The organism is Nostoc sp. (assembly GCF_036917635.1).
Lineage (GTDB): Bacteria > Cyanobacteriota > Cyanobacteriia > Cyanobacteriales > Nostocaceae > Nostoc.
Genome location: NZ_JBALCW010000112.1, coordinates 1 through 15,105 on the forward strand (window position 1 = coordinate 1; position 15,105 = coordinate 15,105).

Annotated in this window: 10 protein-coding genes and 1 pseudogene; 6 read left to right on the top strand and 5 right to left on the bottom strand. The window is 39.7% G+C overall.

The features are described 5' to 3' along the window. The first annotated feature begins 1,290 nt into the window (after nucleotides 1-1,290). From V7K32_RS27680 to V7K32_RS27690, 3 genes are all read left to right on the top strand, one after another. On the top strand, nucleotides 1,291-2,091 hold the full coding sequence (locus V7K32_RS27680) for an SDR family NAD(P)-dependent oxidoreductase (protein ID WP_334997996.1): 801 nt from the start codon (nucleotides 1,291-1,293) through the stop codon (nucleotides 2,089-2,091). A gap of 123 nt (nucleotides 2,092-2,214) precedes the next feature. Continuing rightward, nucleotides 2,215-3,282 (top strand): aldo/keto reductase, encoded by a 1,068-nt coding sequence (locus V7K32_RS27685; protein WP_334997998.1) that lies wholly within the window; start codon nucleotides 2,215-2,217, stop codon nucleotides 3,280-3,282. 716 nt (nucleotides 3,283-3,998) lie between these two features. Further along, on the top strand, nucleotides 3,999-4,325 hold the full coding sequence (locus V7K32_RS27690) for an STAS domain-containing protein (protein ID WP_334998000.1): 327 nt from the start codon (nucleotides 3,999-4,001) through the stop codon (nucleotides 4,323-4,325). Between the two features lie 43 nt (nucleotides 4,326-4,368). On the opposite strand, the gene V7K32_RS27695 is transcribed toward V7K32_RS27690, so the two are convergent. Continuing rightward, nucleotides 4,369-5,559, bottom strand: coding sequence for a SpoIIE family protein phosphatase (locus V7K32_RS27695; RefSeq protein WP_334998002.1), 1,191 nt, complete (start codon nucleotides 5,557-5,559; stop codon nucleotides 4,369-4,371). Nucleotides 5,560-5,705: 146 nt separating this feature from the next. On the opposite strand from V7K32_RS27695, the gene V7K32_RS27700 reads away from it, so the two are divergent. Continuing rightward, the gene (locus V7K32_RS27700) at nucleotides 5,706-6,122 is read left to right on the top strand and encodes an ATP-binding protein (protein ID WP_334998004.1); all 417 of its coding nucleotides are present in this window, start codon (nucleotides 5,706-5,708) and stop codon (nucleotides 6,120-6,122) included. A 28-nt stretch (nucleotides 6,123-6,150) separates the two neighbouring features. On the opposite strand, the gene V7K32_RS27705 is transcribed toward V7K32_RS27700, so the two are convergent. Together V7K32_RS27705 and V7K32_RS27710 are read right to left on the bottom strand one after the other, a co-directional pair. Continuing rightward, nucleotides 6,151-10,827, bottom strand: a complete 4,677-nt coding sequence (locus V7K32_RS27705; protein ID WP_334998006.1) for a response regulator — start codon at nucleotides 10,825-10,827, stop codon at nucleotides 6,151-6,153. A gap of 176 nt (nucleotides 10,828-11,003) precedes the next feature. Beyond that, nucleotides 11,004-11,177 carry a hypothetical protein gene (locus tag V7K32_RS27710; protein ID WP_334998008.1) on the bottom strand — a complete coding sequence of 58 codons (174 nt, stop codon included), beginning with the start codon at nucleotides 11,175-11,177 and terminating at the stop codon, nucleotides 11,004-11,006. A gap of 81 nt (nucleotides 11,178-11,258) precedes the next feature. On the opposite strand from V7K32_RS27710, the pseudogene V7K32_RS27715 reads away from it, so the two are divergent. Beyond that, a pseudogene (locus tag V7K32_RS27715) lies at nucleotides 11,259-11,405 on the top strand (DUF3131 domain-containing protein); the annotation flags it as partial. A 477-nt stretch (nucleotides 11,406-11,882) separates the two neighbouring features. On the opposite strand, the gene V7K32_RS27720 reads toward V7K32_RS27715, so the two are convergent. Further along, nucleotides 11,883-12,044, bottom strand: coding sequence for a ribbon-helix-helix protein, CopG family (locus tag V7K32_RS27720; protein WP_334998046.1), 162 nt, complete (start codon nucleotides 12,042-12,044; stop codon nucleotides 11,883-11,885). 741 nt (nucleotides 12,045-12,785) lie between these two features. On the opposite strand from V7K32_RS27720, the gene V7K32_RS27725 reads away from it, so the two are divergent. After that, nucleotides 12,786-13,313: an isochorismatase family cysteine hydrolase gene (locus V7K32_RS27725; RefSeq protein WP_334998010.1), complete on the top strand. Its 528-nt coding sequence runs from the start codon at nucleotides 12,786-12,788 to the stop codon at nucleotides 13,311-13,313. 249 nt (nucleotides 13,314-13,562) lie between these two features. Here V7K32_RS27725 and V7K32_RS27730 read toward each other — a convergent pair whose 3' ends face one another. Then, nucleotides 13,563-15,098 carry a hypothetical protein gene (locus V7K32_RS27730; protein ID WP_334998012.1) on the bottom strand — a complete coding sequence of 512 codons (1,536 nt, stop codon included), beginning with the start codon at nucleotides 15,096-15,098 and terminating at the stop codon, nucleotides 13,563-13,565. Between the last annotated feature and the right edge of the window lie 7 nt (nucleotides 15,099-15,105).

Here is a 15,105-nt window from a genome sequence, read left to right on the forward strand (position 1 = left end):
GTCATACAATAAAGCTGCTGGGATTGTTTTGCAATATACATTTTGGCAGTTTTTGACCCCTCTTTTTTAAGGTCTTGTGAGAAATCCGGGTATAGCGTTCTCAGTTGGGTGCAATATAGTAACAACAGTGAGTGTTCAAGCAGGAACCGCTATAATTTCAGTCAGCTTTAGATGACTTTTGCTATGAGCCGCAGAATTTATTCTGAGGCGGACGTGTGGTCAATGCCAACATTCTACAATGGTGGAAATACCTAACAGAATCTTACATTTGAACCCATCACCCGCCATAGGTTAGAAACCTCTGACAATTCAGGTCATCTGGAAAACCTCACTTCTATTTCTCTCTTCCTTTAAGGAGGAGCCACTGCGCCCTTGCGGCAAAGCCCGACAGCCAAGCACGTGGCGTCAGAGACTTTGAATTTTCCCCCTTAGAGCGTCGGAAAGGGCGTTAGGGGGTTAGGTGTTTCGCGGTTTTTCCACATAAGGGACCTCCAACAAATAAATTACCCCACAAGAAGTAGTTGAGTATTTTTTTATTTGGAAGTCCCTAACCTGAATTGTCAGACGGCTAATAGCGAAAGTCCTCGCTTAGTGGACTAAACAAGAATTAATCCGCCCCTAGCGTGTCCCTACGAGTATCTGCGTTCATCTGTGGTTAATTATTTTTTGTACCTTATACCGTTTCTTTGTGAAGCTGCGCCAAATTTCCTTTACTTCTTATTTCTTTCTTTCTTTGTGCTCTTTGCGACGGCAGTCGCTACAACGGGGGGAACCCCCTTTCGGGTTCACCAGTCACCTACGGCGATGAAAGGGAACAGGGAACGGGCAACTCTTAACTGGGAAATTAAGCCCGACACTAGGGGTGGGGTTTCAACCTACCTTGAGATACAAGGATCTTGTCGCCCACAAGGAGCGAGGCTTTAAACCTTACTTCGGGGCTAATTTCTTCATCACAGTTAAGAGTTTCCTCTTAAGAGTTCCCGCCCCGAAGGGGACTTGTAAACCCGCCTACAGCGCTGGATTCACCGCAACGCGCTGCCTCTTTTTTGCGGTTCGTTCCTCATATAGTTCGGCGCACCTTCATACAGAACTGGTATTACCCATCTGGGAACCGCTATATTCATGACTATAAAATACACAATTGTTATCTTTCACTAGGAAGACGCGATCGCACAACAGCTTCCGTAGGATGGTAAAAGTTGAAAGCTTGTAATCGCATTGCTCCCGTTTGCAGTCAGCGATCGCAAGTAAGCATTAAGCAGTTGATATGTATAGGAAGTTTTGAAGATTATGAATCAGACATTAACCCGTCCCCTGGCCGTTGTAACAGGTGCCTCTAGTGGTATCGGCTATGAACTCGCTAAACAGTTTGCTCAAAATGGCTTTGATCTGGTTGTTACAGCCACCGGATCTAGCATCAACGAAGCGGCTGGTGCTTTTGAAGAACTAGGTGCTGTTGTTGAAACCGTGCAGGCGGATCTTAGCACATACAATGGAGTCGAAACCCTAATTAGCCAAATTCAAGCCATTGGAAGACCAGTAGAAGCGATCGCCATTAATGCCGGAGTTGGGGTTGGTGGCAAGTTCACTGAGACTGACTTGCAGGAGGAACTGAATCTGATCAACCTGAATGTGGTGTCATCGGTTCATCTCGCCAAACGAATAGTCAAAGATATGGTTGATCGCGGTAAGGGCAAAATTCTTTTTACATCGTCAATTGCCGCCCTCATGCCTGGGCCATTTGAGGTGGTGTATTCAGCCTCGAAAGCCTTTATTCACTCATTTTCAGAAGGACTTCGCAACGAATTAAAAGACACGGGTGTAACAGTCACAGCCCTCATGCCTGGGCCAACGGATACAAACTTCTTTCACCGAGCTGGAATGGATGATACTAAGGTGGGTGCGGACAAGAAGGATGACCCAGCTATTGTTGCTAAACAAGCCTTTGAGGCTCTGATGGCAGGTAAGGATGACCTCGTTGCAGGCTCATTAAAAACCAAAGTTCAGGGCAATATCAGCAAGGTTTTGCCGGATACCGTTAATGCAGAACAGCACCGCCAACTGACTGAGCCAGGATCGGCTAACAATTAATCCAATCCAGGAAAATATCACGCTCAGTTAGCGATTGAACGCTTTGTGTAGGGCGTAGAGTCAATGAAAGAATTACTCAGCACACTTACAAGTGACTGGAAATAGGTAGTAAGGAAAAAACAGATGGATATCAAAAGACGAAATTTTCTCAAAGCGGCTTCGGGTTTAGGCGCAGGTTTAGCGGCTAGCGAAGTTTTACTCAAACCTGTTGTAGCTGGAAACGAATCCATTCAAGCGCAGTTACCAGCAACAACTACTCCCTTACCAACCCCAGAGACAACTAAAAGCGGTGAAATGCTTTACCGAACACTAGGACACACAGGAGAAAAAGTCTCCATCATCGGGGTAGGTGGCTCTCACATTGGGCAACAAAAAGATGAGCAAGAGAGTATCAAAATTATCCGCAGTGCCATAGATCGCGGCATCACTTTTATGGATAATAGTTGGGATTATAACAACGGAGTCAGTGAAATCCGTATGGGGAAGGCACTGCGTAACGGTTATCGTCAAAAGGTGTTTCTGATGACTAAAGTTGATGGTCGCACTAAGGATGCTGCGGCTAAACAAATTGACGAGTCTCTGAGGCGCTTACAGACAGATCATGTAGATTTAATGCAATTCCATGAAGTTATTCGTATGGAAGACCCAGATCGAATCTTTGCTCCTGGTGGGGCATTGTCAGCAATGCTAGCGGCACAAAAAGCTGGGAAAGTTCGTTACATCGGTTTTACCGGACACAAAGATCCTTTAGTTCATCTTCGGATGTTGGAAATTGCAGCCCAAAACAACTTTCATTTCGATACACTGCTAATGCCACTAAACGTTATGGACGCGCATTTTCGGAGTTTTCAACACTTAGTTCTACCTGTAGCGTTAAAGGAGAAAATTGGTGTTTTAAGCATGAAGCCAATGGGCGGGAAATTTATTCTTAAGAGTAACACTGTTAATCCAATCGAGTGTCTTCACTATGTTATGAACTTACCAACTTCAGTGGTAATTACAGGTATTGATAGTCTACCAATTCTCGACCAAGCATTAGAAGCTGTACGTACCTTTCAACCGATGAGTCAACAACAGATGGCCGCACTCCTAGCACGAACTGCCCAAGCTGCTGCTCAAGGACAGTATGAATTGTTTAAAACGAGTAGCCATTTTGACAGTACAGCTAAGAATCCGCAATGGCTCGGATAATGAGACCAATTCGCTTTCCCTCACCTCCAGCCCCTCTCCCATCCTATGGGAGAGGGGAGAGATAATTTTAGTTCCCCGAATCCCAGATGATGGGGTTAGGGGATGAGGGCTATCAAGGTTTTTACACCTGACGGGATGCTCTCCTGTAATTGAGGAAAAAGTTGCAGCTATCGGTTGTTATGAATCAGCTCTAAATAAAGCATTTATGCAACTTGAGTCCATACTAGTTTTATCTTATTTTTGGGCAAGAGAAGTTAGGACAAAAAGATGTTTATCTTGAAGGTTTTTAAGTTTCTCGGCAATGTGTGAATGGTAGGTTTTTTACTGCAATAGCAAATAATAGCTACCAAGCAATCAAATATAGCTAATTGCATAAGTAAGTGTGTGCAAATAATCATCACTGGCTCGTAGCGTTTTAGCGAATACAGCGCAACTACGAGCCAAATACAGAGATTTTGCTTTTCGTTACATAGTTTGGTTTTATCTTGTCTAGCTACTTATAAAGCAATACGGTTCAGTTAAGGCTAGGACTCTTTTTTTTAACGAACCACAGAGGCGCAGAGGACACAGAGAGAAGAGAGAAGAGAGAGAAGGAAAAATTGCTTAACTGAACTGTATTGACTTATAAAGCACAAAAGTATTGCTTTATCTATTGCCGTTTGCTTAGGTCGATGCCAAAATATACATAATCTTAAGCCACATAATAGGAAGAAACCATGAATATGAGTGTAAGCGTGCTAGAATTATCTGGAATTTTAGATGGGATTAGAGGTAATGAACTGCGTCGGGAAATTAGCGGCGTTCTAGCAAATGGAGCCGATATTTTGTTAATTGATATGAAAGAAGTAAAGTTTATCGATAGTTCTGGTTTAGGTGCTTTAGTATCAGCAATGCAAATGGTGCGAACTGCTAATAAAAAATTTTTTGTCTGTTCTATAAGCGAGCAAGTCAGGATGTTATTTGAACTGACTAAAATGGATAGAATCTTTCAAACCTTTGCTGACCAAGATGAATTCAATCGTCAAGTATTGGCAAGACAGTAATCAGCTAGACAATACAAAATTTGAAGATGCACATTTGACTGTTTTAGCCAAAGTTAACTTTTACCACAGATAAGTCATCATCAAGATTATCGTGAGCATTTAAGGTGAGAATATTTGCTAATAGTTCATTTAGGTTACAGGTATCTTTTTGGCTATATTTCGTTAGGAAGTCAATAAAAGCATCAATACCCCAAATTTTACCGTCTGACTGATTAATTTCATAAACACCATCACTAAAGATGTATAAAGTGCTATTTTCTTCGATATCAAAAACAGCATCCTCAAATTTGACATCAGGTAAAAAGCCAATTGGTAAATCTAAAGAACTTAGCTGTTTAACTTTGATGCTTATTGTAGAGGTATTAGATAACAATAAAGCTGGTGGATGTCCGGCGTTAGCATAAATGAGTTGACGTTTAAGGCGGTGATAAACTCCATACCAGATTGTGAAATACTTATCACCGTGCTTCGTCATTTGGAAGGCGTGATTGAGCGCTTTTAAGACTTCACTGGGTTGACAAAAATTAGTATTCGGTAGAGATTGCGATCGCAAAACATTCAGCACAGATACAGATAGGAGGGCTGAACCCACCCCATGACCTGATACATCTAACAAATAAATTACCAAATTATCCTCGTCGATCCAATGATGGTCAAAGCAATCACCCCCTAGCTGTGCTGAGGGAATAAACAGATTTTCTGTAGTTACTGCTCCTACAAGTGGTAAGGGTAGAAGCGATCGCACATAATCAGCGGCCTCAGCTAATTCTGCTTCTAAAATTTGCTTTTGGGTTTGTAAATCTTGATTTAGTATCTCCAAAGCTTCTTTTTGACTTTGTAAATCCTGATTTAGCTGGTGTAATCTTAACCCTGCTCTTACCCGTGCTTTCAATTCATTCATATCTATTGGTTTAGAGATAAACTCATCTGCTCCAGCATCAAGTCCCTTAACTCTATCTTCCACCTCTCCTTGAGCGGCTCCTTTAGCAGTCAATAGAATAAAAAAAGTAGTTGCTAATTCTCGATCTGTCCTAATTCGACGACACACTTCTAACCCATCTAGCTGAGACATCATCCAGTCACAGATAATCAGAGCCGGACGTAGTAATTGTGCTTGTATAATTCCTTCCTTGCCATTTTTGGCGACACTGATATCATAACCCTGATTTTGGAGTGTTTTTTTCAATACTGTTCGCACTATCGGGTCATCATCAATCACCAGAATTTTAAACATAAATTAAATTTTGCTAAGTAAAATGAAAGCTCAGAAATTGCTTTAATTAAAGTTATATGCAATTTAGTTTGGAATGTATAGTAAAATTACTCAAATTAAATTAATTACCGAATATGATAATTTTAAAATATTTTATTGGTTAACAAGTGAAAAATAAAATTTCTCTAAAAGTCAACACAGACCTTACAGCGTCACCTCAAGTATTTTCTTGGTTCGAGCAGATTAATCAACCACCTATCCTCGATAAAAAAATTTGGTGGGAATGTCAAACCTTGATGATGGAAGGGTTTACTAACATAGTGGAACATGCTCACAGAAACTTACCTATTGAAACTCCTATCGAAATAGAAGCTGTGCGATTAAATGAATACATAGAAATTCGCATTTGGTGTCAAGGTGAACCCTTTGACTTAGAGCAGCAACTGCAACATACATCTGAATTTGAGAAGAATGAGCAAGAGCGCGGTCGTGGTTTAAAAATCATGTCCGCGATTGCTGACAAGTTGAGTTATGAGCGGACAGTAAATCATCGTTACTGTTTATTTATTAGTAAATATTATTAAAGTGACAACAGGAGTTAGCAGCCAAGAGTTAAGAATTAAGAGTTGCGATTAAAAATTCCTGGATGCGTTGAACAAACTCTTCTAACTCTGAGATGAAGTTAGTACTACCTCGGCGCTCTTGATTGATCGCTAGTTGTTCTAGTTTTTCTGCTGCTAGATGCATGGTTGTAGCTCCAATATTAGCACTAGTACCTTTAATTTGATGGGTTTCGAGCGCTAATTGCTCAAAGTCATGGGTTGCGATCGCTATTTTAATGACCTCTAAACGAGGTTGAATATCGTCAACAAATATTTGTAATAGTTCCAATTCAAATTCTGGGTTGTTTTCTGAGAGTTGATGCAAGCATTTCCAATCAATTGGGAGGTCAACTAAACCTACATCTGTTGTACAAACCGTCTGCTCCAAAACATCTGTTTCTTTTGCCTTGACTATCAGAACTCCCCAACGCTCTAGCGCCGCAGCCAATTTTTCTTTGATTACCGGCTTGCTGAGATAATCGTCCATTCCGGCATCTAGGCACATTTGTTGATCTTCTTTCATGGCATTAGCGGTCATCGCAATTACTACAGGACGACGACCACCGACAAAGCTACTTTCTTGCCAACGATGAATTTCTTTTGTGGCTTCTAAACCGTCGAGAACTGGCATTTGGCAATCCATCAGAATTAAATCGTAAGGAATTCTTTCTAATAGCTGCAAGGCTTCTTTGCCATTACCAGCGACATCAGCGCTATAACCCAGGCTTTGGAGTTGCTTGAGGGCAACTTTCTGATTTACCAAATTATCTTCAGCTAAGAGAATTCTAAGTTTAGGAAAGTCAGGGAGACGACAATAATAATTCCTATTATTATCGTAATTTTTGACTTTTAACTCCTGACTCCTGAATTCTGACTCCTCTTGTTCCATCTGCTTTCCTAAAATAGTCATGATGGTATCGAGGAGTCGGGAAGCTTTAATAGGTTTAACCAAATAAGCCGCAAATCCTATTTCTAGCGCTCGTTGGATTTCATCCCTTTGATTACTAGAAGTAAGCATAATCAAAGGTAGACTAGCGATCGCTGAATTTGCCTTAATTTGTTCTCCTAAACTCATGCCATCTATTTCTGGCATCTGCATATTAATTACAGCAACATCATATAAATTCTTCTCTTTGGCAGCCTTCTGAATAGCTTCGAGGGCAGTAGAAGCCGAAGCAGCCTCATCTACCTGCATTCCCCAACGAGTCGCTTGATGGTAGATGATTTTGCGATTAGTAGTATTATCATCCACTACTAACAAGCGCCGATTAGTCGCAAGCCCGCGTTCGCTTTGTGAGGAAATAGGGTGAAGTTGTTTGGCAAAAGTTACTTCAAACCAAAACTTAGATCCTTTGCCCAACTGGCTTTCCACACCAATATCTCCTCCCATTAAGCTTACCAGTTGCTTGCAGATGGCTAATCCCAAACCTGTGCCGCCATATTTACGGGTAGTGGAAGCATCTACTTGGGTAAATGGCGTAAACAGTTTGCATTGATCTTCAGAGCTAATACCAAGACCAGTATCTGTGATGGCAAAATAAATAGTGGCTGTAGTCGAGTTTTGCGATCGCAATTCTGCTCTTAATACTACCTCTCCATTACTAGTGAACTTGATCGCATTGCTGATCAGATTCATGAGAATTTGCCGCAAGCGGCCAGCATCACCTTGTAGATAGGTGGGGACATTGGGATAGATTAACGCGGCAATTTCTAATCCTTTACTATGGGCTGGGTGAGCCAATAATTCCAACACCTCTTCCACACAGGTAGATAAGTCAAAATCTAAAGTTTCTAGTGCCATTTCTCCAGCCTCAAGTTTGGATAGATCCAAAATTTCGTTGATTAGGCTTAAGAGAGCGTCTCCACTAATGCGAATTGTTTCAATAAAATCCAGTTGTTCCGAGTTTAAAGGAGTTTCTAACATTAAGCCTGTCATGCCCAACACAGCATTCATTGGAGTTCGGATTTCATGGCTCATGTTCGCCAAAAAAGCACTTTTGGTTTTAGAAGCTAATTCAGCTTGATGACGGGCAATTTCGAGTTCTCGTCGCTGTTGAGTTTCTGCGTTTAACATTTGGGCTTGGGCTAAGGCAATACCTACTTGATCGGCTATTTGGCGTAAAAGATGAGTTTCAAAGCTAGACCATTGGCGAGAACTGCCGCACTGATGGACAATCAGCAAACCGCAGAGTTCTTCTTTGACAAGAATCGGTATCACCAAATTGGACTTTACCCCAAATTGTTGCAGTAATTCCATCTGGCTTTTTTGGACTTCGGCTAGATCCAAATCAGCAAGCTCCAGATTCCGTTTTTGACGATATTGCTGTAGATAATATTGCTGTGTATATTCTGCTTGAAAGTAAGCATCGACTAGCTCTTTATCTTTGATTGCCAGCCACCCAGAAACTACTGCCTCAACGATAGTGGCTCCAAAGCCATCTGCCAAAGGTTGATAAATCAAAACTCGATCGCTATGGAGAATTTTTTGTACTTCGGTAACAGTGATTTGGAGAATTTCTTTGATTTGCAAAGATTGACGAATCTTGAGGGTGATTTCAGTAAATAGTCGCGATCGCAAATTTTGGCGTTGAAGTTCTTCTTCTGCTTGCTTGCGTTCAATAAACTGCCCTACTTGCTCACCAATAGAATTCATGACTGTGGCGAAATCTAAATCAGGTTGCTGGATTTCATGGCTAAAGCAGGTAATGACACCGAGAATTTTTTTCCTACTACGGATCGGAAAACCGAAAGCTCCGTGCAGTTCTGCTTGAGCAGCGATTTCAGAGCGGACGAAATATCCATCTTTAACGACATCAGCGATCCAAACAGGTTCAACACCAGCCCAGACACGACCAGGCAGCCCAATTCCTGGTGCAAACGTAGTCTGCCGACTTAAGATGTCAAATTCTTGCATCTTATCAGAAAATTTATACCATGTGTTTAGCAAAAACAGTAGATTTACTTGCTGATCTACTATCCAAAATTCACTCAAATCCCATCCCAAACTTTCGCAAATTCCTTGCAGAATTTGGGGCATAGCTTCGTTGATTGAAGTTGACTCTGCTAAGACGCGGGTTGTAGCATACTCTGCTTTGAGATGTTGTTCGGTTAGCTTACGTAAACGAAGTTCTTCGGAAACATCGCTGATGTCAATACCTGTGGCAACAATGTATTCAACCTCGCCCTTATAGTCTTGCAAGGTAGTGTTTGTCCAGGCAATCAGCCGCCGGCTCCCATCCTTAGTTAGCCAATAGTTTTCGTATTCTTTAGGACTTTCACCAAATCCTAATTGCTGAAAAAATGCTTTAACCGGCTCCATCTCTTCAGGAAGTAGAAACAGGTTCCAGAAATGCCTTCCTTTTACCTCATCAAATGAGTAACCTGTTGTTTGTTCACAAGCTTGATTGAAGCGAACGATTTGCCCTTTAGAGTCAAGAACTATTACCAAAGCGCTGGTTGTATCAAGAACTGCTGAGATAAAATTGCGTTCTTGTTTTAGTGTTTCCTCTGTTAATTTCCGCTCTTTTCCCTCACGATAAATAAAGTAGTAGACTGTAGTCAAAATCAGAAAACTTAGGCAAATAGCGATCGCCTGTCTCACAATCGTATTGTGAGTACTTATTTCTGTGATTTTTAACTGCTGCTCAAGCTTCTTTCTCTCTTTGTTTTCCATCTCACGAATGATATTGCGGATATCACTCATTAAGTTATTTCCCTGATTTGTCTTTATGACCTCCAATGCCGCATCTAACCCTATATTCTGGCGCAAGTCGATAGTCTTTTTCAGTTCGTCCAGTTTTTCTCTAATCAGGGGTTCAAGGGTATTGAGTTGATGCAGTTGCTTAGAATCATCTGCTGTTAATTTTCTTAGAGTCTTAATTTCTGGAGCAAGTTTCGCAAGTGCTATTTGATATGGTTTTAGATACACATCCTGTTTAGTGAGTATATAACCGCGTTGTCCCGTTTCAGCATCTTTTATGGTAGACAGTAGTTCTTGCAAGCTGTTGATTGTAACTTGGGTGTTAAGCAAATTTTTACTTGTATGAATCAACACTGCCGTACTCTGATACGAGAGCGTGCCAATCAGGACTAAAATTGCCAACGCCAACCCAAACCCTCCAGCAATCTTTTTTAAAAATTGTTTGCTTCTTGCCTTCTGTGCCTGTTTGCGTGTATCACTCGCCAATACCATACTTGCTAAAGTGCGCCGCATTTCTAGTTGCTTGATTACCTGGCGACCTAGAATTCGTAATGCTTCAACTTGTTCTGGAGAGAGATTTCTTGGTACACGGTCAATTACACAAAGTGTTCCTAGCGCATATCCTTCAGGGTTAGTCAGGGGTACACCAGCATAAAACCGAATATTCGGGTCAGAGGTGACTAGAGGGTTTGCAGCAAACCTTTCGTCAACTGTTGCATCATGGACAACAAAAACCTCAGGTTGCATAATAGCATGGGCGCAGAATGCCACATTTCGGGGTGTTTGTAGCGCACCCAAACCAACTTTTGACTTGAACCACTGGCGATCGCTATCAATTAAACTGATTAAGGCAATGGGAGTTTTACAAATATATGAGGCTAAACGGGTAAGGTCGTCAAAGGCAGCTTCTTTTGGAGTATCAAGGATTTTATACTCCAAAAGAGATTCGATTCGCTGTGTTTCGTTATCGGGTAATGGTACTTTCATTTTTAAGCCTTATGAGTAACTACTAAAATTTGACCCGCAACTGCCCTATCAAGGAATTACCACTATAGGCATTTTTTCCGGTTTTTTGATTTTGGATATTACTGAAGCTATAGCCTAATGCCTCTATATTTGATGAAACCTTTAGCGTACAACGCGTTTGATAGGTATAGGCGTTGTCAAATTGCTGTAAGTCGCTCTCGTCCTAAGTTAGCAGCAAGGCGACAGCGGAAGAAATTAGCAATATCTCCTTCCCAAGCTACCTCAGCGTTGTAAACTAGGAAATCTGGTGGAAAAAATAGCCACTTGTGCGTTCTGAATTGCGATCGCTCTCCACAGACGTTTGGAAACATTGGCAAGTCAAGCGCCTGACCAAAAAAAAATGGAAAAATGTACGGTACTGCCGTTATTAAAGGCAAATAACAGTGGTATAAGGCTTTTATGAGTCTCTGCGTCAGCCGAATAAAACTCTTACAGCCAACAATAATGGTGTGATTTTAGAAAGCTTGCTCTATAAACAGGTCGGGCAACCAGTTACCGTTGGGGCAGGAGTTATAGCGATCGCTCCATTACCTCATTAGCTTAGAACCTCCATTCCGCACCCTTTTTTCTGTGAGAAGATTATTAGTAAAAGGCAGGTAGACCCTGCCTTCATTCTGTAGATTACTAAACTCAATATTGCATCTCACATTGACAAATCTATTACAATGTGATGTCAAGTGTGTGTTTGTATTACTTACTTGGATAGAAAAAACGTTAGTTGGTTTATTCGGCTTATATGGACTGCTGAGTTATGTGGTTTTACCAGCACCTGAATCGAGTTTTCAATTTAAAAAGCCCTGGATTTTACCAGGGCTTTGTTTTATATGCGGTTTAATACCAGCTAAAAATCTTTGCCAGCCTTTTGTATACGCATAATTATCGCTGAATCGCTTTGAGCTATTACTAGTGTTGAATTTGGTCTTAGCAGTAGCTTTTTTAAAAATGCGTTGGTAACTGGAGTATAAGCATTAATACCAACACAACGAAGATCGATTCACTTAGCATTTGATGAATTGCTAATTGGCATTTTGTGTTTCTTCAGTTGGCACAGAGCGAATTAATTCCCGAATTACATCAGTTGCTGGTCTGCCAGTCATTGAGCAGTATTTTTCCAGTCTCTCTGCTTCACTAGATGTGAGATTGATTGTAAGTCGTTTAACAGCCCATTTTTTATTCATAATATTAGACAAGTTCGATTGAGCAACTACTTCTCTAATATCAATCACTTAATCTGTTAATACATGAGTAGGAACAAGGATTTTTAATTTAAGAGATGATGAAGCAAACTTATATTTTTTTCCAAATAATAATGAAGACGTAAAGTCTATTTTATAGTATGAAGTTCCAGTCCTTTAAAAACAAGAATTATTAAGACAGTATGAAAAAAGTATAAAATAGCCTCAAAAAAAGTAAGTACTTTGGTAAGGTAAGTTTTTACCGTTTATTAAAAAAACATCGGCAGCAATCTGCTGTATATCAACAGCCATTCGCCACAGCACTTTTGTTGGAGATATTAAGGCGATTAAGGAGGCGATGGACTACGCCGCCCATAAGAGAGCGATCGCTAGCCTTGAATTTCTGCGGTAGAAGGTTTGTAGTCAGGACTTTAATCTTCTTATGAGCGGCTCGATCCGCTAACTAAGACCTAATCTCAAGATTTTTTACATTACTTAACCTAGTTTGATTTATTCTCACCGACTTACTTAGGAACTTCCAGTAAATAAATTATTCAATCTTGTGGGGTGGGCAACATGAGCGCCTTTGGCTATGGGCTCTCGTGTCGCCCACCCCACAAGAGTAATTGAGTATTTTTTAAATTGGAAGTCGCTTACCAGATTTGATATGATTAACCGGATTTGATATTACACTAGTACAACGCGGCGTAAATCAACTTACCATTTTAATAAATTATCGCACAAATGAGCGAAATACTTCTTGCAATAGATATGCAAAACGGGTTTATGTCGGAGAAATGCAGACATATTATTCCTACTGTAATTAAACTAATTGAGCATTTTTTAGCGGCTGGTAAACTAGTTGAATTCACAAGATTTATCAATACTGCTGATAGTAATTATGTCAAACTAATTAATTGGTCAAGGTTGATGCATGAACCAGAAACGAGCATTATTGATGAACTTCAGCCATATATAAATAATAATATTTTTGATAAACCTTATTACTCTGCATTTACAGAGAACTTTTCGAGTTTTATTTATCTTAATAAAATCAGCAAAATATATCTTTGTGGAGTTGAAACTGATAGCTGTATTTTTAAGATAGCAATTGACTCTTTTGAGCGTGGTATTGAACCAGTCATTATTGAGGATGCTTGCTTTAGTGATGGTGGTCAACAAGCACATGATGCGGGTATTTTTTTACTGAAACGTAATATAGGAAAAAATCAAATTAAGATGACTGATAAGGTTCTTGAAAAGATGTCATAAGCGCTAAAACTCAACATTCTTATTTTTCAATTAGCTAGCTTTTAAAAAGGAACGCACTATTTCAAGTACTTGAGTAAGTTGATACAGGACTGGCTGAACAATTGGTGATATAGCGTTTTCCAGTCTGGTGAGATACAAGAACCCCACCCTCAACCCCCTAAGAGCAAGCTCCTTGCTTGCTATGATGTACCTCATTTGATCGCAAAAAGCTATAGTGATGATAGATAGCAGCATCTTTAAGTCCAAGCCTTAAATAGCATCTTTAAGATGGTTTAGTCCCCATTGATAAAGCGATCGCATCAGCAGTTGATCAAAATTGGGAGGTGTAATAATTTCTTTGAATACATCTATCATCAAGTTGTTAATGATTTCTGGTGTTTCTGGCATTTTCACAGGAAAGTCATTATTAGCCCAGATATAACTAATGTTTTTCAAGGTGATAGATTCGCTTTCATGAATAATTTTATTACGCTTTTTTTTAATGTTAAATACTAACTTTGACCATTTGTTATCTCTGTTTAAATTTTTATACAAACACCAACCTTTAATTAATTCATCCAGTGTTGGCTCATCATTTCTTCTATTTACTATCCAACCTTTAGCAATCCAATCTTGTGCTGTTGATTTAATATATAATAACTTTTCTAAAAGTTGTACAAACTGAATAAATGCAGTAGTGTAGTTCTCTCGTTTCAGGGATAGTTCTAAAATAATTGCTGATTCCCATAGGTTAATGATTTTATCATCTTGCATTTTTTGTAGTTGGGTTTTCCAAATTTCGATTTGTGCAGAATCAATTACCTTAATAACATCATCATTATCTAGCCATTTTACTAATTTGCGGAAAAAATCATCATTAGATTCCCAATTACTGTATTTTGCTAAAAACCCAGCTAATTTATATAAAACTGGATGACGGTGTTGATGAACTACTAACCAAATTTGTGCTTCTGAAAAATCGCCTCTTTCCCAAGCAGACTTAATGCGTAGACGTTCTAATGACCAGAAATATTCTGCCATTGAAATTAGTTTAAAACTTTGGGAATGATTAGCAGTTAATAACCCATTTTCTAATTTAGTAAAAAATTCTGGTGGTTCATCAGGACTAGCATTAAATACTTGATATTGACGCACTAAAGCCGCCGCACAAATTTCTACATTTGATGCTATTACAGGAGTACAACCTTTAGTTTGTATCCATAGTACAAATTGTTCATTTTTAATAGGGTAAAAGGCATTTACAGCTTCTTTTAAAACTAACTGTTCTAATTCTTGACGAATAGCATCACTATCATTAGCATTAATTTTAGGTGCATGAATATCAACTCTAACATCAGGAAACAAACTTTTAATTTTACCTGCCATTAATTCGGCTATCCATAGAGTATCAAGACGACGATAAGACCAAGAAACCGCTTCTGGTTGGTCAGTTACCCAGAGAATGATATGTTTTAATCCTTGTTTAATACCTGCTTCAATGACGGTTTTATCTAACAGTAATTCAACTTGATTAAAATCACCACCTAGCCATTCTTTGCAGTATTCATAATAGCGTTTCCCTAAATCTTTACCACTCCAAGGATAGGTTTTATCTCCATCTTTGTATATACCCCGTTCTATCCCTAGTTCTTGATAAAGTTGGTTGACATGAAGAGGATAACCAATATTGCCATCTGCACCAAAAGAGCGAATTATACCATCTTTGGAACGCCAACCTATTTGTCGAGTACCGACAGTGATAATTAACGTATCTACGCGATTAGATTCAGTTGATATGATTTTCATAGGGGGA